General features: G+C 44.8%; 15 protein-coding genes. All 15 read right to left on the reverse strand.

Annotation, left to right across the window (positions count from 1 at the left end; genetic code table 11):
* Positions 1-13: 13 nt before the first annotated feature.
* The 15 genes from rpsC to rpoB all read right to left on the reverse strand — a co-directional run bounded on the left by rpsC (position 14) and on the right by rpoB (position 17,200).
* Positions 14-655, reverse strand: coding sequence for a 30S ribosomal protein S3 (gene rpsC / locus ACGTN9_RS19200; RefSeq protein WP_028781719.1), 642 nt, complete (start codon positions 653-655; stop codon positions 14-16).
* A gap of 3 nt (positions 656-658) precedes the next feature.
* Entirely contained in the window at positions 659-1,000 is a 342-nt protein-coding gene (gene rplV, locus ACGTN9_RS19205; protein WP_028781718.1) for a 50S ribosomal protein L22, read from the reverse strand.
* A 19-nt stretch (positions 1,001-1,019) separates the two neighbouring features.
* Positions 1,020-1,298 (reverse strand): 30S ribosomal protein S19, encoded by a 279-nt coding sequence (rpsS, locus tag ACGTN9_RS19210; RefSeq protein WP_028781717.1) that lies wholly within the window; start codon positions 1,296-1,298, stop codon positions 1,020-1,022.
* 57 nt (positions 1,299-1,355) lie between these two features.
* Entirely contained in the window at positions 1,356-2,186 is an 831-nt protein-coding gene (gene rplB, locus ACGTN9_RS19215) for a 50S ribosomal protein L2 (protein ID WP_028781716.1), read from the reverse strand.
* A 34-nt stretch (positions 2,187-2,220) separates the two neighbouring features.
* Entirely contained in the window at positions 2,221-2,511 is a 291-nt protein-coding gene (rplW, locus tag ACGTN9_RS19220; protein ID WP_028781715.1) for a 50S ribosomal protein L23, read from the reverse strand.
* Complete coding sequence (gene rplD / locus ACGTN9_RS19225) at positions 2,511-3,134, reverse strand: 50S ribosomal protein L4 (RefSeq protein ID WP_499595983.1); 624 nt, start codon at positions 3,132-3,134, stop codon at positions 2,511-2,513. Before rplD ends, rplW begins: the two co-directional genes overlap by 1 nt.
* A gap of 22 nt (positions 3,135-3,156) precedes the next feature.
* Entirely contained in the window at positions 3,157-3,789 is a 633-nt protein-coding gene (gene rplC / locus ACGTN9_RS19230) for a 50S ribosomal protein L3 (RefSeq protein ID WP_499595985.1), read from the reverse strand.
* Between the two features lie 32 nt (positions 3,790-3,821).
* Positions 3,822-4,130, reverse strand: coding sequence for a 30S ribosomal protein S10 (gene rpsJ, locus ACGTN9_RS19235; RefSeq protein WP_085504873.1), 309 nt, complete (start codon positions 4,128-4,130; stop codon positions 3,822-3,824).
* Between the two features lie 985 nt (positions 4,131-5,115).
* Positions 5,116-6,306, reverse strand: coding sequence for an elongation factor Tu (tuf, locus tag ACGTN9_RS19240; protein WP_028781711.1), 1,191 nt, complete (start codon positions 6,304-6,306; stop codon positions 5,116-5,118).
* 129 nt (positions 6,307-6,435) lie between these two features.
* Positions 6,436-8,514 carry an elongation factor G gene (gene fusA, locus ACGTN9_RS19245; RefSeq protein WP_499595988.1) on the reverse strand — a complete coding sequence of 693 codons (2,079 nt, stop codon included), beginning with the start codon at positions 8,512-8,514 and terminating at the stop codon, positions 6,436-6,438.
* A gap of 45 nt (positions 8,515-8,559) precedes the next feature.
* Positions 8,560-9,030, reverse strand: coding sequence for a 30S ribosomal protein S7 (gene rpsG / locus ACGTN9_RS19250; RefSeq protein WP_028781709.1), 471 nt, complete (start codon positions 9,028-9,030; stop codon positions 8,560-8,562).
* 52 nt (positions 9,031-9,082) lie between these two features.
* Positions 9,083-9,496: a 30S ribosomal protein S12 gene (rpsL, locus tag ACGTN9_RS19255; protein ID WP_062438267.1), complete on the reverse strand. Its 414-nt coding sequence runs from the start codon at positions 9,494-9,496 to the stop codon at positions 9,083-9,085.
* Positions 9,497-9,593: 97 nt separating this feature from the next.
* A complete protein-coding gene (locus ACGTN9_RS19260; protein ID WP_499595989.1) occupies positions 9,594-9,845 on the reverse strand; it encodes a 50S ribosomal protein L7ae-like protein in 252 nt (83 codons plus the stop codon).
* A 146-nt stretch (positions 9,846-9,991) separates the two neighbouring features.
* Positions 9,992-13,597, reverse strand: coding sequence for a DNA-directed RNA polymerase subunit beta' (gene rpoC, locus ACGTN9_RS19265; protein WP_499595990.1), 3,606 nt, complete (start codon positions 13,595-13,597; stop codon positions 9,992-9,994).
* A 69-nt stretch (positions 13,598-13,666) separates the two neighbouring features.
* Positions 13,667-17,200 carry a DNA-directed RNA polymerase subunit beta gene (rpoB, locus tag ACGTN9_RS19270; protein ID WP_499595991.1) on the reverse strand — a complete coding sequence of 1,178 codons (3,534 nt, stop codon included), beginning with the start codon at positions 17,198-17,200 and terminating at the stop codon, positions 13,667-13,669.
* Positions 17,201-17,489 lie beyond the last annotated feature (289 nt).

Here is a 17,489-nt window from a genome sequence, read left to right on the forward strand (position 1 = left end):
TTTTCCCCCTTCCTTAGTTGTTGTTTTTAGTTGGAAGGACTTCTCCACGATAGATCCACACTTTAACACCAAGCTTACCGTAAGTGGTGTCTGCTTCTGCAGTTCCGTAATCGATATCTGCACGAAGTGTGTGTAGTGGCACGGTTCCTTCACTATAATGTTCTGCACGAGCGATGTCTGCGCCGCCAAGACGTCCGGATACTTGTGTACGGATACCTTTAGCTCCTGCGCGCATAGCACGTTGGATTGTTTGTTTCTGAGCACGACGGAAAGAAATACGGTTTTCCAATTGACGTGCGATATTTTCAGCAACCAATGTTGCATTCAAGTCAGCTTTTTTAACTTCTACGATGTTGATGTGAACTCGCTTGCCAGTAAGGTTGTTCAATGACTTACGAAGCGCTTCGACTTCAGAACCGCCTTTACCGATAACCATACCAGGCTTAGCAGTGTGGATGGTAATGTTCACACGGTTTGCTGCACGTTCAATTTCGATCGTTGATACTGCAGCATCCTTCAGACGTTGTTCAACATATTCACGAATCTTAATGTCTTCATGTAGTAAGTCTGCATAGTCTTTACCAGCGTACCACTTGGATTCCCAATCGCGGATAACGCCGACACGAAGACCTACCGGATTAACTTTTTGACCCACTGATTATCCCTCCTTCTTTTCTGATACGACAACTGTAATATGGCTTGTGCGTTTGTTGATCTGGCTTGCACGTCCCATTGCGCGTGGGCGGAAACGTTTCATTGTTACGCCTTCGTTTACAAACGCCTCAGAAATATATAAGTTTTCTGGATCTAGTTCATAGTTATGCTCTGCGTTAGCGATAGCAGATTTCAATACTTTTTCTACAACCGGAGAAGCGCCACGACGAGTATTATTTAAAATACCGATCGCTTCGCCAACGTTTTTTCCTCGAATCAAATCGATAACAATACGAACTTTACGAGGAGCAATACGAACGGTTTTTGCAACGGCTTTAGCTTGCATGTAGAGTGCCTCCTCTCATTTAGCGTTTTGTTTTCTTATCGTCGCCGGAGTGACCCTTGAACGTACGGGATGGCGCGAATTCGCCAAGCTTATGACCTACCATGTCTTCTGTAACGTAGACTGGCACGTGCTTACGTCCATCATAAACTGCGATTGTGTGTCCGACAAAATTAGGGAAAATAGTAGAACGACGTGACCAAGTTTTAACCACTTGCTTTTTGTCGTCTTCATTCAATTTCTCAACTTTTTTCATTAAATGGTCATCTACGAAAGGTCCCTTTTTTAGGCTGCGACCCATACATAAACCTCCCTTCGTGATTGAGAGACGGGTTTCATCCCCCGTCGATCAACCCCGTTATTTTTTACGTTTACGTACAATATACTTATCTGTAGGTTTGTTACGCTTACGAGTCTTAAGACCAAGCGTAGGTTTACCCCATGGAGACATTGGTGACTTACGTCCGATTGGCGCGCGTCCTTCACCACCACCGTGTGGGTGATCACTAGGGTTCATAACAGAACCACGTACAGTAGGGCGCTTACCTAAGTGACGGGAACGTCCAGCTTTACCAATGTTGATTAGTTCATGCTGCAGGTTACCTACCTGGCCGATAGTCGCACGGCAAGTGCTTAGAACCAAACGAACTTCACCAGAAGTCAAACGTACAAGTGTGTACTTGTCTTCGCGTCCTAGTACTTGAGCCTGCGCACCGGCAGAGCGAGCCATTTGACCGCCGCGTCCTGGTTTAAGCTCAATGTTGTGGATGATCGTACCAACTGGGATGTCTTTTAATTGAAGGGCGTTACCAGCTTTGATGTCAGCACCTTCACCAGACATGATTTCATTACCTACTTGCAATCCTTTAGGAGCAAGGATGTAACGCTTTTCACCATCTACATAGTGGATTAAAGCAATGTTAGCGGAACGGTTTGGATCGTATTCGATTGTAGCAACGCGTCCTGGTATTCCATCTTTGTCACGCTTAAAGTCGATGATACGGTATTGACGCTTATGACCGCCGCCTTGATGACGAACTGTTAATTTACCTTGGTTGTTACGGCCGCCGCGTTTGTGCAACGGTGATAGCAAGGATTTTTCTGGCTTATCGGTTGTGATTTCAGCAAAATCAGAACCAGTCATAAATCTGCGACCATTCGTTGTTGGTCTGTACTTTTTAATCGCCATCGTTTTTTCCCTCCTTCACAAATGAGTTTTTTATTTATACACCTTCAAAGAATTCTAGTTCTTTACTATCTTCAGTCAAAGTGACAACTGCTTTCTTACGGTCAGAACGGTATCCACCATATCGACCCATACGCTTGAATTTACCTTTAAGGTTCAACGTGTTGACACGCTCAACTTTCACGTCGAAGATTTCCTCTACGGCATGCTTGATTTGTGTCTTGTTCGCTTTGGTATCTACTTCAAACGTATATTTCTTTTCTCCCATAAGGTCAGCAGAGTGTTCCGTAATGACAGGGCGCTTAATGATATCACGAGCGTCTTTCATTATGCAAGCACCTCCCCTGCTTTGTCAGCTGCTTCCTTCGTCAGGATCAGCTTGTCATGCGCCAACAAATCCAATACATTCAACTGATCGACAGTTACTGTCTTAGCATTAGGAATGTTGTTTGTTGAGCGAGTTACATTTTCGTCTTCATCCGCTGTGACGATCAACGCTTTTGTGTTGACATCCAGAGCTTTTAGGACGTTGACTGCTTCTTTAGTCTTTGGAGCATCGAAAGAAAGAGACTCTAACACTACTACGTTTTCTTCGTTGATTTTAGAAGAAAGAGCAGAACGAAGTGCCAGACGGCGTACTTTCTTTGGAAGCTTATAGCTGTAGCTGCGTGGTGTAGGACCGAATACAGTTCCACCGCCAACCCATTGTGGGGAACGGATAGAACCTTGACGTGCACGTCCTGTACCTTTTTGACGCCATGGTTTACGGCCTCCGCCACTCACTTCTGAACGATTCTTGACTTTGTGTGTGCCTTGACGCAAAGATGCGCGTTGCATAACTACTGCTTCATGTAGTACGTGTGTATTTGGCTCAATACCGAATACGGCATCGTTCAATTCCACATCGCCTACCTGAGAGCCACTTTGGTTTAATAGTGCTACTTTAGGCATGACTAATCCTCCCTTCCTTTAATTATTTGCTAGCCTTGATTGCACTTGAAATTTTAACGTAAGATTTTTTCGGGCCAGGTACATTACCTTTGATAAGCAACAAGTTGCGATCTACGTCCACTTGTACTACTTCAAGGTTTTGCAATGTCACTTGCTCATTACCCATTTGACCAGGAAGGTTTTTACCCTTGAATACACGCATTGGATCAATTACACCCATTGCCCCTGGACGACGGTGATAACGAGAACCGTGTGTCATTGGTCCGCGGGATTGGTTGTGACGCTTGATTGCACCTTGGAAACCTTTACCCTTGGATGTTCCAGTGACATCAATGATGTCTCCAGCTTCGAAAATATCTACCTTAACCTCTTGACCTACTTCATAATCGTCAAGATTTACATTACGGATTTCACGAACGTAGCGCTTAGGGGTGGTGTTTGCTTTATCAGCATGTCCTTGCCCAGCTTTGTTCACGCGATTCTTCTTTTGATCAGCAAAGCCCAATTGTAGGGATTCATAACCGTCGTTTTCGATCGTCTTCTTTTGAAGAACAACGTTCGGCTCGGCTTGAACCACTGTAACTGGGATCAACTCGCCGTTTTCAGAGAAAACTTGAGTCATGCCGACTTTGCGTCCTAAGATTCCTTTCGCCATCCGTTACACCTCCTATTATTTTGAAAATACTATTATAGTTTGATTTCGATATCTACACCAGATGGTAGATCCAAACGCATTAGTGAATCTACAGTTTGTGGCGTTGGATTAACGATGTCGATTAGACGTTTGTGTGTACGCATTTCAAATTGCTCACGAGCATCTTTGTACTTGTGCACCGCACGCAAAACTGTGTAAATGCTTTTTTCTGTCGGAAGCGGGATTGGACCAGATACATTAGCACCTGAACGCTTCGCAGTGTCCACGATTTTTTCAGCGGATTGATCAAGAATACGATGATCATACGCCTTTAAACGAATACGAATCTTCTCTTTTGCCATTATTTTCCCTCCTTTTCGCCCATTTTTTATAAATAGACTTTCTCCGCGAAAATTCCTCGACTCACCCGCCATGGCAAAGGGGCCGGGTGTGCCAACAACCTTTCGCTTCATCGCCTTTTATGACCAACATTATTCATTATATAGAAGAATATTGGCGAATGCAAGCATAAATTCAACGAATCTATGAAGCAACACTCAAATCATTATACAAACTTCTTTTGCTCATTTCAACCCTTTCTCCCAGTATGTTTCAAACTCTTCATAAGTAATACTTGGAAAGGAGTTTTTGACGAGTTTCTTCTATATAAATAGCAATGAATAACAGCGAGCTATGTTTATTCAATTATAAGACCGAAAAGTCGAAGACTTGATTTCGAGATATTGTTGTGGAGAAAGGGTCGTTGGGGAACGACTCGCTTTCCACGGGCGTCCGCTGAGCCTCCTCGAGCTGACGCTCTGTGGGGTCTCATCTGGAACTCTTTTCCCGTAGGAGTCTCCCCGTTCCCCCACGCCCCTTACCACATAAGATTATCGAAATTGCCTTTGAATGTCCTTACCTAATTTCGAGAAAAATCCCGTCATAACGAATTGATTGTGTTTTTTGCTTCTAAAGCACGCCATTTTTGAGAGGAGTTTCGAGGTAACCATTGTATGGTGGCTGGGAAAACGGTGAGACTCCTCGAAAATGCTACGCATTCTCTTCGTGCGGTGATTATTCAAGATGCAAATTCAAAGTCCTGTGGGATGAACATGATCGGTGAGATCCCGGAAGGCGAAGCTTGAGGAAGCTCACAACATGCCCACGGAAAGCGATCCGTTTTCCCAGCCGCCATAATTGCAACCTAAAGTCTCAAAACTGTGTCTTCATGTAAAGGGAGCTTTAACTGTAAAATCAACCTTCAAGTGACAGATCGGTGAAACATATCGGAAGAAACAAAAAAGACAGCGATGCTAGATCGCTGTCTTTTTATAGTTAATGTCGTTATTACTCAGTGATTTCAGCAACAACGCCGGCGCCTACTGTACGGCCACCTTCACGGATAGAGAACTTAGTTCCATCTTCGATAGCGATTGGAGAGATAAGTTCAACTGTCATTTCAACGTTGTCACCAGGCATTACCATTTCTACTCCTTCTGGCAACTGGCAAACACCAGTTACGTCAGTTGTACGGAAGTAGAACTGTGGGCGATAGTTAGTGAAGAATGGAGTATGACGTCCACCTTCTTCTTTAGATAGTACATAAACTTCTGCACGGAACTTCGTGTGTGGAGTGATAGAACCTGGCTTAGCAAGTACTTGTCCACGGTTGATATCTTCACGGGATACACCACGAAGAAGTGCACCGATGTTGTCACCAGCTTCTGCATAGTCAAGAAGCTTACGGAACATTTCAACACCAGTTACAGTTGTTTTCTTAGCTTCAGGCATTAGTCCGATGATTTCGATTTCGTCACCGACTTTAACTTGACCACGCTCTACACGGCCAGTTGCAACTGTACCACGACCAGTGATAGAGAATACGTCCTCTACTGGCATCATGAATGGCTTGTCAGTGTCACGCTCTGGAGTTGGGATGTACTCATCAACAGCGTCCATTAGTTCGAAGATTTTAGCTTCGTACTCGTCGTCGCCTTCTAGGGCTTTAAGAGCTGAACCTTTGATTACTGGTACATCATCACCAGGGAATTCATATTCAGTCAATAGATCGCGAACTTCCATTTCTACTAGCTCAAGAAGCTCTTCGTCGTCTACCATGTCTGTTTTGTTTAGGAATACTACGATCGCAGGTACACCTACTTGACGAGAAAGAAGGATGTGCTCACGAGTTTGTGGCATTGGACCGTCAGCTGCAGATACAACCAGGATTGCACCGTCCATTTGAGCAGCACCAGTGATCATGTTTTTAACATAGTCAGCGTGGCCTGGGCAGTCAACGTGTGCATAGTGACGAGTGTCAGTTTCATACTCAACGTGTGCAGTAGCGATTGTGATACCGCGCTCACGCTCTTCTGGAGCACCGTCAATCATGTCATAAGCCATTGCAGTACCTGAACCAGATTTCTTGTGAAGTACTGTAGTGATTGCTGCAGTTAGAGTTGTTTTACCATGGTCAACGTGTCCAATTGTACCAATGTTGACGTGGGACTTGGAACGATCAAATTTTTCTTTACCCATTTATAGTTCCTCCTTTAAATAAATAACAGATTGTTATGGTTTAACTTTTTTATAGGAAGCTCAGAAGCAACATATTGCTGCTTCTAAGCCTACAATATAATTTATACTTTATATAGTCAATAAAATCAATTACTGACCGGCATTTTTCTTGATGATTTCATCAGAAATGCTCTTCGGTACTTCTTCATAATGGTCAAAATGCATAGAGTAAGTTCCACGACCTTGTGTGTTGGAGCGCAACGCCGTTGCGTAACCGAACATCTCAGATAGTGGTACGAATGCTTTAACCACTTGAGCTGAACCGCGAGCTTCCATTCCTTCTACACGGCCACGACGGGAAGTGACGTCACCCATGATATCACCCATGTATTCTTCAGGGATGACAACTTCCACTTTCATCAATGGCTCAAGAAGAACTGGCTTACACTTGTTCTTAGCTTCTTTAAGTGCCATGGAAGCGGCAACTTTAAACGCCATCTCGTTGGAGTCGACATCGTGGTAAGAACCATCATAAAGGGTTGCTTTGATGTCTACCATTGGATATCCGGCTAGTACACCATTTTCCAAGGATTCTTTAATACCTTGTTCTACGGAAGGAATGTACTCACGTGGAACGACACCACCGACGATTTTGTTTGTAAATTCAAATCCTGCGCCTTCTTCGTTAGGCTCAAATTTGACCCAAACGTGACCGTATTGACCACGACCACCAGACTGACGTACGAATTTACCTTCGACCTCTGCGCTGCCACGGAAGGTTTCACGATAAGCAACCTGTGGAGCACCGATGTTTGCGTCTACTTTAAATTCACGGCGCAGACGATCAACAATGATGTCGAGGTGAAGCTCACCCATACCTTTGATGATTGTTTGGCCAGTTTCCGTATCAGTCTCAGTTACGAATGTAGGATCTTCTTCTGCCAGTTTACCAAGGGCAACAGCCATTTTATCCTGGTCCGCTTTCGACTTAGGCTCAATCGCAACGGAGATAACAGGCTCAGGGAATTCCATAGACTCAAGGATTACAAGACTTTTCTCGTCACACAATGTGTCACCAGTACCAGTATCCTTCAGACCTACAGCACCCGCGATGTCCCCGGCATATACTTCAGAGATCTCTTCACGGGAGTTTGCGTGCATTTGCAGGATACGACCGACACGCTCACGCTTATCTTTCGTTGAGTTCTTCACGTAAGAACCGGCTTTTAAAGTTCCGGAATAAACACGGAAGAAAGTCAGTTTACCTACATACGGGTCTGTTGCAACCTTAAATGCCAAGGCAGAGAAAGGCTCTTTGTCATCCGCTTTACGGACAACTTCTTCTTCTGTTTGTGGAACGTGACCTTCGATTGGAGGTACATCCAATGGTGATGGAAGATAATCGATAACTCCATCAATCAATAGCTGGACACCTTTGTTTTTGAAGGCAGAACCACAGAATACAGGGTAGAATTCCACGCTAAGTGTTGCTTGACGGATAGCTGATCTCAATTCGTCATTAGTGACTTCTTCCCCTTCGAGGAATTTCATCATTAAGTCTTCATCAAAATCTGCTACAGCTTCAACCAACTTGCTGCGGTATTCTTCTGCTTGTTCTTTATGGCTGTCAGGAATTTCACGAGCTTCCGCACGTGTACCCAAATCATCCATGTAGTAGTATGCTTCCATCGTTATCAAGTCGATGATTCCTTCGAAATCATCTTCTGCTCCGATTGGAAGCTGGACAGCTGCTGCATTTGCTCCAAGACGGTCTTTAAGTGTGCTTAAAGAGTAAAGGAAGTCTGCACCAATTTTGTCCATTTTGTTTACGAATACGATACGCGGAACGCCGTATGTCGTAGCTTGGCGCCATACTGTTTCTGTTTGAGGCTCAACACCTGATTGAGCATCAAGGACTGCTACGGATCCATCAAGTACACGAAGGGAACGTTCAACCTCTACTGTGAAGTCCACGTGTCCTGGTGTATCAATGATGTTGATACGATGACCTTTCCATTGAGCAGTAGTAGCAGCGGATGTAATGGTGATACCGCGCTCCTGTTCCTGCTCCATCCAGTCCATTTGGGAAGCACCTTCGTGAGTTTCCCCAATTTTATGGATACGTCCTGTATAGAAAAGGATACGTTCAGTAGCAGTTGTCTTACCGGCATCGATGTGGGCCATGACACCGATATTACGTGTTTTCTCCAAGGAGAATTCTCTAGGCATGAATCTTTCTCCTTCCTGAATATAAGTTTTGTAGTTGGTTTGGCATTACCAGCGGTAGTGAGCGAATGCTTTGTTCGCTTCTGCCATTTTGTGCATATCTTCGCGTTTCTTGACAGATGCACCTGTGTTGTTTGCTGCATCTAAAACTTCGTTAGCCAGGCGCTCTTCCATCGTTTTTTCTCCGCGCAGGCGTGAGTAATTTACGATGAAACGCAACCCTAGTGCTTGACGACGCTCTGGACGTACCTCAACTGGTACCTGGTAGTTTGAACCACCAACACGACGAGCGCGCACCTCAAGTACTGGCATAACATTTTTCATTGCTTGTTCGAAAACTTCCATAGGGTCATTACCGCTACGTTCCTGAACAAGATCAAAAGCTTTATAAAGAATCTTCTGGGCTTTACCGCGTTGTCCGTCAACCATGATCTGGTTGATCAAACGAGTAACAAGTTTAGATTTGTAAAGCGGATCTGGCAACACATCACGCTTAGCTACTGGACCTTTACGTGGCATATGTCCCCCTCCTTCCATGATGAATTTTTATAATCAAGCCACTTTCAGGCTGTTATTTTTTAGGGCGCTTTGTTCCGTACTTAGAACGGCCTTGCATACGTCCTTCGACTCCTGCAGTATCAAGCGCACCACGAACGATGTGGTAACGCACACCTGGTAAGTCCTTTACACGTCCGCCACGGATAAGAACAACACTGTGCTCTTGCAGGTTGTGGCCGATACCAGGAATGTATGCAGTAACTTCGATACCGTTAGTCAAACGTACACGCGCATATTTACGCAATGCAGAGTTTGGTTTTTTCGGCGTCATTGTACCAACACGAGTACATACTCCACGTTTTTGCGGAGAAGACTGGTCTGTCAATGATTTTTTGAAGCTGTTGTAACCTTTATTCAACGCAGGAGAGTCGGATTTACGACCTTTGCTCACGCGTCCTTTACGAACTAATTGGTTAATAGTAGGCATGTTTTATGTCCTCCCTTCCTCACTTTTTCAATACCACACATCCAGGTGGTTCATAATAAGGCAAAAAACAAAGCTTTCGCGATTGACCGCCAAAACTTTATTGCTTTATCGCCACTGTAGCTGCACCGACATCAATGTCACAGGCTTCTCCCAGTTTTTTCATAGAATCAACCCGCTGGCAGGGAATGTTCAATTCTTCAGCCAGGCGCATTACTTTTTCTGTCACGTGCTGATCAGCATCATCAGCTACGAAGACTTCTTCCACTCCACCATTTTTCATGGCTTTTAGTGTCTGTTTCGTTCCAATAACGATATTAGAATTAGCCTGTGCTACTTTTTCATAAGACATTTAAGCATATCCTCCAAAGTAACAAGGATAAATGGAAGCACCTTGATTATATTATCACTCCCGGTTTTGCATGTCAACATTATTCGAGGTGATTTTTTTCAAGGCGCTTCCTGATTATTTACCCATGTTATTTGCTAACTTTGCAATTACTGAGTCAGTTGATCCAATTCAGCCTGATCGGGGTTTTGCCCTTCTCTATCAGCCTGGATTTTACGGTAACGAGTCATGCCGGTACCAGCCGGTACGAGCTTACCGATGATGACATTTTCTTTCAAGCCGAGTAGTTCATCACGCTTACCTTTGATTGCCGCATCTGTAAGGACACGTGTCGTTTCCTGGAAGGAAGCGGCAGATAAGAAGGAATCTGTTTCAAGCGATGCCTTCGTGATACCAAGTAGAACCGGACGTCCAACTGCCGGCTGTCCGCCTTCCAGCAATGCTTTTTTGTTTGCATCGCGGAATTGGTGGATTTCCAGCAATGAACCAGGTAACACTTCTGTATCTCCGGAATCAAGAACACGAATTTTGCGAAGCATTTGACGAACCATAACTTCGACGTGTTTATCTCCGATTTCAACCCCTTGCATGCGGTAAACTTTCTGGACTTCTTTCAAGAGATATTCTTGAACGCCATCAAGACCGCTGATGGTTAAGAGTTCTTTCGGATCCACAGAACCTTCTGTAAGTTCCTGCCCGGCAGAAACCTGATCGCCGACTGCCACTTTCATACGAGCACCATATGGGGCAGTATACGTACGAGTCTCTACATCGCCTTGTACGACGATTTCTTGTTTTTCCTTAACTTCATTGACTTCCTGTACCGTACCATAAATTTCTGAGACGACGGCACGCCCTTTAGGGTTACGGGCTTCGAACAATTCCTGGATACGAGGAAGACCTTGTGTAATATCGTCTCCTGCAACCCCGCCCGTGTGGAACGTACGCATGGTAAGCTGTGTACCTGGTTCACCAATGGATTGGGCAGCGATGATACCGACTGCTTCTCCAACTTCCACTTCATCACCAGTAGCCAAGTTACGACCGTAACACTTCTTACAAACCCCATGCCTTGTATTACAAGTGAAGGCTGTACGAATAACGACTTCTTCGATTCCTGATTCGACAATCTCTTTAGCAACATCCTCAGAAATGACTTCATCACGAGAAGCAAGGATGTCATTAGTTTCCGGATGGCGGATTGTCTGGAACGATGTACGTCCAATCAGACGATCGATTAACGGTTCAATCAGTTCGGTTCCTTCTGTCAAGGAGCTGACTGTCAGTCCTCTGTCTGTACCACAATCGTCTTCACGAATGATGACATCCTGGGCGACATCAACCAGACGACGAGTCAAGTAACCAGAATCGGCTGTTTTCAGTGCGGTATCCGCCAGACCTTTACGAGCACCGTGAGTGGAAATAAAGTACTCGAGTACGGTCAAACCTTCACGGAAACTGGATTTGATCGGCAACTCTATGATTCGTCCAGCCGGGTTGGCCATTAGACCACGCATACCCGCAAGCTGGGTGAAGTTAGATGCGTTACCACGAGCACCCGAGTCACTCATCATAAAGATCGGGTTACGTGGGTTCAAGGATTTCATCAAGCGATTTTGAATATCGTCCTTGGCTTTGGACCAAACCTCAATAACACGGTCGTATCGTTCTTCTTCGGTAATCAAACCACGACGGAATTGTTTCAATACTTTATCTACTTTAGTCTGGGCTTCATCCAAAATCTCCTGCTTTTCTGGTAATACGACAACATCGGAAACACCGACCGTCATACCAGCTTTTGTAGAATAGGAGAAACCTAGGTCTTTCATTCGGTCCAACATTTTGGAAGTTTCACTGATCGAGAACAGTTTAAATACTTGCGCGATGATATCTCCAAGGATACCTTTCTTGAACGGAAGTATTTCCTCCCGTTTCGCGATTTCCTCTTTGATGTTGGTACCTTTTTCTACAAAGTAATGCTCCGGAGTCTTGATTTCCAGGTTCTCCTGGGTCGGTTCATTCATATACGGGAATGAAGCCGGGAGCATTTCATTAAATATCAATTTACCTACAGTCGTCAACAAGAGTTGTTGGTTCTGCTTTTCGGTAAAGGTTTCATTATCTAAGGAACCTGCATAAACTGCTACACGTGTGTGTAGATGGACATAGCCTGTTTGATATGCAAGTAAAGCTTCATTCAAGTCTTTGAAGACCATTCCTTCACCAACAGCACCAGGTCGTTCCATAGTCAGGTAGTAGTTACCCAATACCATATCCTGCGATGGTGTAACAACCGGTTTCCCATCCTTAGGGTTCAGGATGTTTTGTGCTGCCAGCATCAAAATACGTGCTTCAGCTTGAGCTTCCGCAGAAAGTGGTACGTGTACCGCCATCTGGTCACCGTCAAAGTCAGCGTTATAGGCTGTACATACTAACGGGTGCAAACGGATTGCTCTTCCTTCGACCAATACTGGTTCGAAGGCTTGGATACCAAGACGGTGCAATGTAGGGGCACGGTTCAATAAGACCGGATGCTCCTTGATTACATCTTCGAGTACGTCCCATACCTCTGGGTGGATACGTTCGATTTTGCGCTTGGCAGATTTGATGTTGTGCGCCAATCCACGCTCAACCAATTCTTTCATAACAAATGGTTTGAACAATTCAAGCGCCATTTCTTTCGGCAGTCCACACTGATACATCTTCAAGTTTGGACCAACCACGATAACCGAACGACCTGAATAGTCGACACGCTTACCGAGCAAGTTCTGACGGAAACGTCCTTGCTTCCCTTTCAGCATATGAGAAAGAGATTTCAATGGACGGTTACCAGGACCAGTCACCGGTCGACCGCGTCTGCCATTGTCAATCAAAGCATCGACAGCTTCTTGCAGCATCCGTTTTTCGTTTTGGACAATGATGCTTGGAGCTCCAAGATCCAATAAACGCTTCAAGCGGTTGTTACGATTGATCACACGACGGTATAGATCGTTAAGGTCAGATGTCGCAAAACGTCCACCATCCAACTGTACCATCGGACGAAGCTCCGGTGGAATGACAGGTAAAACATCAAGAATCATCCAGGATGGATCATTTCCGGAATGACGGAATGCTTCCAATACTTCCAGGCGCTTGATCGCGCGTGTGCGGCGTTGACCCTGGGCAGTTTTCAGCTCTTCTTTCAGCATATCTACTTCTTTATCAAGATTGATATCTGAAAGTAACTTACGGATAGCTTCAGCACCCATTTGGGCACCGAAATTCTTACCATATTTTTCACGATACGCACGGTATTCCTTTTCCGATAACAGCTGCTTTTTATCAAGTGCCGTTTCGCCTGGATCTGTCACAATGTAAGCGGCAAAGTAGATAACTTCTTCCAATGCACGCGGAGACATATCCAAAACAAGACCCATACGGCTTGGAATTCCTTTGAAATACCAGATGTGAGAGACAGGGGCAGCTAGTTCAAGGTGCCCCATACGCTCACGGCGAACTTTAGCTTTCGTTACTTCTACGCCACAACGGTCACAAACCACACCTTTGTAGCGTACACGTTTATACTTTCCACAATGGCATTCCCAGTCCTTTGTAGGACCGAAAATACGCTCGCAGAACAGGCCGTCTTTTTCCGGTTTCAAAGTACGGTAGTTGATCGTTTCCGGTTTCTTGACCTCACCGAATGACCAAGAACGTATCTTGTCCGGTGACGCCAAGCCTATTTTCATATACTCAAAATTATTTACATCTAGCAAGGGGCCTACCTCCCTTTTAGTATCCAGGTTTCCCTAAGCTTAGAACATCAGGACTGTTGCTAAGAGTTTTTATTCTTCCGGGTCGAGATTCAGATTTTCAGAAGCTTTTGTTTCTTCTTCTTCAATATCTCTCATTTCGATCTCTGATTCGTCACCTGCCAGGATCTTCACGTCCATACCTAGGCTTTGCAGCTCTTTGATTAGAACTTTGAAGGATTCTGGTACACCAGGTTCTGGAACATTTTCACCTTTGACGATAGCTTCATAAGTCTTGACACGACCGACAACATCATCTGATTTAACGGTAAGAATTTCTTGAAGGGTATAAGCTGCACCGTATGCTTCCAGTGCCCATACCTCCATCTCACCGAAACGCTGTCCACCAAATTGTGCCTTACCACCTAATGGCTGTTGTGTAACCAAGGAATAAGGACCGGTAGAACGGGCATGAAGTTTGTCATCAACCATGTGTGCCAGTTTGATCATATACATGACACCGACAGATATACGGTTATCGAAAGGTTCGCCTGTGCGTCCATCATAAAGGATGGTCTTTGCATCACGCGGCATTCCAGCTTCTTCAAGTGTTTCCCAAACATCTTCTTCGCGTGCCCCGTCAAAGACTGGCGTCGCTACTTTAATACCTAGCTGACGAGCAGCCATTCCCAAGTGCAATTCAAGCACCTGACCGATATTCATACGAGAAGGAACACCAAGCGGGTTCAACATGACATCGACTGGTGTGCCATCTGGAAGGAATGGCATATCTTCTTCAGGCAAGATCTTGGAGATGACACCTTTGTTACCATGTCGGCCGGCCATCTTGTCACCTTCAGAGATTTTACGTTTCTGTACGATATAGACACGAACAAGCTGGTTGACACCAGGAGGGAGTTCGTCTCCGTCTTCACGGTTGAAGATTTTCACGTCTAACACAATACCACCTGCACCATGTGGTACACGGAGAGAGGTATCGCGAACTTCACGGGCCTTTTCCCCGAAAATCGCATGCAATAGACGCTCTTCTGCAGAAAGTTCGGTCACACCCTTAGGAGTAACTTTACCTACTAGCAAGTCGCCATCGCTGACCTCAGCACCAACACGGATAATACCGCGGGAATCTAAATCTTTTAGTGCCTCTTCCCCGACGTTCGGGATATCGCGTGTGATTTCTTCCGGTCCCAGCTTCGTATCACGAGCTTCTGACTCATACTCTTCAATATGAACAGAAGTATAAACATCATCTTTTACCAGACGTTCACTCATGATGACCGCATCCTCATAGTTATAACCATCCCATGTCATGAAGGCTACAAGCGGGTTCTGCCCAAGAGCCAGTTCACCTTTATCCATGGAAGGACCATCAGCGAGGATTTCACCCTTCGTTACACGATCTCCTTTAGATACGATTGGACGCTGGTTATAGCAAGTTCCCTGGTTGGAACGAATGAATTTTTGCAGACGGTAACGATCCAGGTCGCCCTCTACTTCTTTACCATCAACTTCAGAGATGCGACGCACGTGGATTTCTTTCGCTTCCACACGCTCAACTATCCCTTCATGACGGTTGATGACGGCTGCACCCGAGTCTTTACCATTCACATATTCCATGCCGGTTCCGACAATTGGAGAATCCGGGTTCAACAATGGTACTGCCTGACGCTGCATGTTCGCACCCATCAAGGAACGGTTGGAGTCATCATTTTCCAAGAAAGGAATACATGCTGTCGCAGCTGAAACGACCTGCTTTGGTGATACGTCCATGTAATCAAGACGGTCACGGCTGACGACTGTGTTTTCACCACGGAAACGGGCAATAACCTCTGCATCTGTGAAAGAGCCGTCCTCTTCCAACTTAGCATTTGCCTGAGCTACCACGTAGTTATCTTCTTCATCGGCAGTCAAGTAGTCGATTTGAGCAGTAACCTTATTGGTATCTGGATCAACTCTACGGTATGGCGTTTCAATAAATCCGAACTCGTTTACCTTCGCATAAGAAGAAAGCGAGTTGATCAGACCAATGTTCGGTCCCTCTGGTGTTTCAATCGGACACATACGTCCATAGTGGGAATAGTGTACGTCACGTACTTCAAAGCCGGCGCGTTCACGTGTCAAACCACCCGGTCCAAGTGCAGATAAACGACGTTTATGTGTTAGCTCTGCTAATGGGTTGGTCTGATCCATAAATTGAGACAGCTGGGAGCTTCCGAAAAACTCTTTGATTGATGCAATAACCGGACGGATATTGATCAACTGCTGCGGTGTAATCGAAGACGTGTCCTGGATAGACATACGTTCACGTACCACACGCTCCATACGGGACAACCCGATACGGAACTGGTTTTGCAGCAACTCACCGACCGAACGTAAACGACGGTTTCCTAAGTGGTCAATATCATCGGTATCCCCAACCTGGTGAAGCAGGTTGAAGAAATAGCTGATGGAAGAAAGGATATCAGCAGGAGTGATGTTTTTGACAGTTTTATCGATATTTGAGTTGCCGATTACATTGATAGACCGTTCCCCTTCCGGATCGGTAGGATCGACAATCTTAATGGATTGTACCTTGATCGGATCTTCCAGCACCCCTTCATGAGGTTCAAGAATCTCTTCTCCAGTATTTTCATCCTGACCTTCCAAATAAGGAAGTAGTTTGTTCAATAAACGACGGTCAATTTTGTCCCCTTTATCAGCTAAAACTTCACCAGTTTCTTCGTCTACTAAAGTTTCTGCTAATGTTTGGTTGAACAAACGGTTTTTAATATGAAGCTTTTTGTTCATTTTATATCGACCAACACGAGCAAGGTCATAACGCTTTGGATCAAAGAATCTGGAAACCAGTAAACTCTTCGCATTTTCAACCGTTGGCGGTTCACCAGGGCGAAGACGTTCATAGATTTCAAGAAGCGCTTTTTCGCTATTCTCGGTATTGTCTTTTTCTAATGTGTTTTTCAGATATTCATTGTCTCCGATAAGATCAATGATCTCCTGGTCTGTACCAAAGCCGAGCGCACGCAAAAGAACCGTAATTGGCAGCTTTCGAGTACGGTCGATACGAACGTGGACGACATCCTTTGCATCCGTTTCGAACTCTAACCATGCACCACGGTTTGGAATGACGGTGGCCGTATAGCCTTTTTTACCGTTTTTATCAATTTTTTTATTGAAATATACGCTTGGTGAGCGGACAAGCTGTGATACGATAACACGCTCTGCACCATTAATGACAAATGTACCTGTATCTGTCATCAATGGGAAATCACCCATGAATACTTCCTGCTCTTTTACCTCGCCTGTCTCATTATTCAACAAACGAACCTTCACTCGTAAAGGAGCATTGTAGGTGACGTCTCTATCTTTCGATTCGTCTACAGGATATTTAGGCTCACCTAAACTATAATCTACAAATTCCAGCGATAGATTACCGGTGAAATCCTCGATTGGTGAAATATCCTGAAACATTTCTTTCAGACCTTCCTCTAAGAACCACTCATAAGAAGCGGTCTGAATTTCAATCAAGTTAGGTAATTCTAGTACTTCACTGATGCGCGCATAACTTCTGCGTTGGCGGTGTCGTCCATACTGAACTAGTTGACCTGTCAACTGCTTCACCCCTCAAATCAAGCATTTTAATAATAAAAGCGGAAGTATATCGGCTGATAGCGAGTATTCAACTTCCCACTTTCAATCTTACGTAAAAAGGGTCCGGCAAACATGCCGAACAAGCTTATGGAAGCTAATGTCGACCACAAGCTGATATATATTGTCACCCGCAAAAGCGGATGGAATCTAAAAACAAGAAACTTCATTTCTCTCTAACGTTAGACAAAAAAGAAACGTTCTTCTATCATAGAAAAAAACCGTATTTCACCCTATTGTTTTCTTCGATTTT

Origin of the sequence: Halobacillus sp. B23F22_5 (assembly GCF_043497085.1) — a bacterium.
Classification (GTDB): domain Bacteria; phylum Bacillota; class Bacilli; order Bacillales; family Halobacillaceae; genus Thalassobacillus.

Excerpts from the sequence above, each read along its gene's own strand:
- ACGTN9_RS19260 (WP_499595989.1), bottom strand. The coding sequence starts at position 9,845 with ATGTCTTATGAAAAAGTAGCACAGGCTAATTCTAATATCGTTATTGGA.
- fusA (WP_499595988.1), bottom strand. The coding sequence starts at position 8,514 with ATGCCTAGAGAATTCTCCTTGGAGAAAACACGTAATATCGGTGTCATG.
- rplV (WP_028781718.1), bottom strand. The coding sequence starts at position 1,000 with ATGCAAGCTAAAGCCGTTGCAAAAACCGTTCGTATTGCTCCTCGTAAA.
- rplC (WP_499595985.1), bottom strand. The coding sequence starts at position 3,789 with ATGGCGAAAGGAATCTTAGGACGCAAAGTCGGCATGACTCAAGTTTTC.
- rpsL (WP_062438267.1), bottom strand. The coding sequence starts at position 9,496 with ATGCCTACTATTAACCAATTAGTTCGTAAAGGACGCGTGAGCAAAGGT.
- rpsG (WP_028781709.1), bottom strand. The coding sequence starts at position 9,030 with ATGCCACGTAAAGGTCCAGTAGCTAAGCGTGATGTGTTGCCAGATCCG.
- rplB (WP_028781716.1), bottom strand. The coding sequence starts at position 2,186 with ATGGCGATTAAAAAGTACAGACCAACAACGAATGGTCGCAGATTTATG.
- rplD (WP_499595983.1), bottom strand. The coding sequence starts at position 3,134 with ATGCCTAAAGTAGCACTATTAAACCAAAGTGGCTCTCAGGTAGGCGAT.
- rpsJ (WP_085504873.1), bottom strand. The coding sequence starts at position 4,130 with ATGGCAAAAGAGAAGATTCGTATTCGTTTAAAGGCGTATGATCATCGT.
- rplW (WP_028781715.1), bottom strand. The coding sequence starts at position 2,511 with ATGAAAGACGCTCGTGATATCATTAAGCGCCCTGTCATTACGGAACAC.
- tuf (WP_028781711.1), bottom strand. The coding sequence starts at position 6,306 with ATGGGTAAAGAAAAATTTGATCGTTCCAAGTCCCACGTCAACATTGGT.
- rpsS (WP_028781717.1), bottom strand. The coding sequence starts at position 1,298 with ATGGGTCGCAGCCTAAAAAAGGGACCTTTCGTAGATGACCATTTAATG.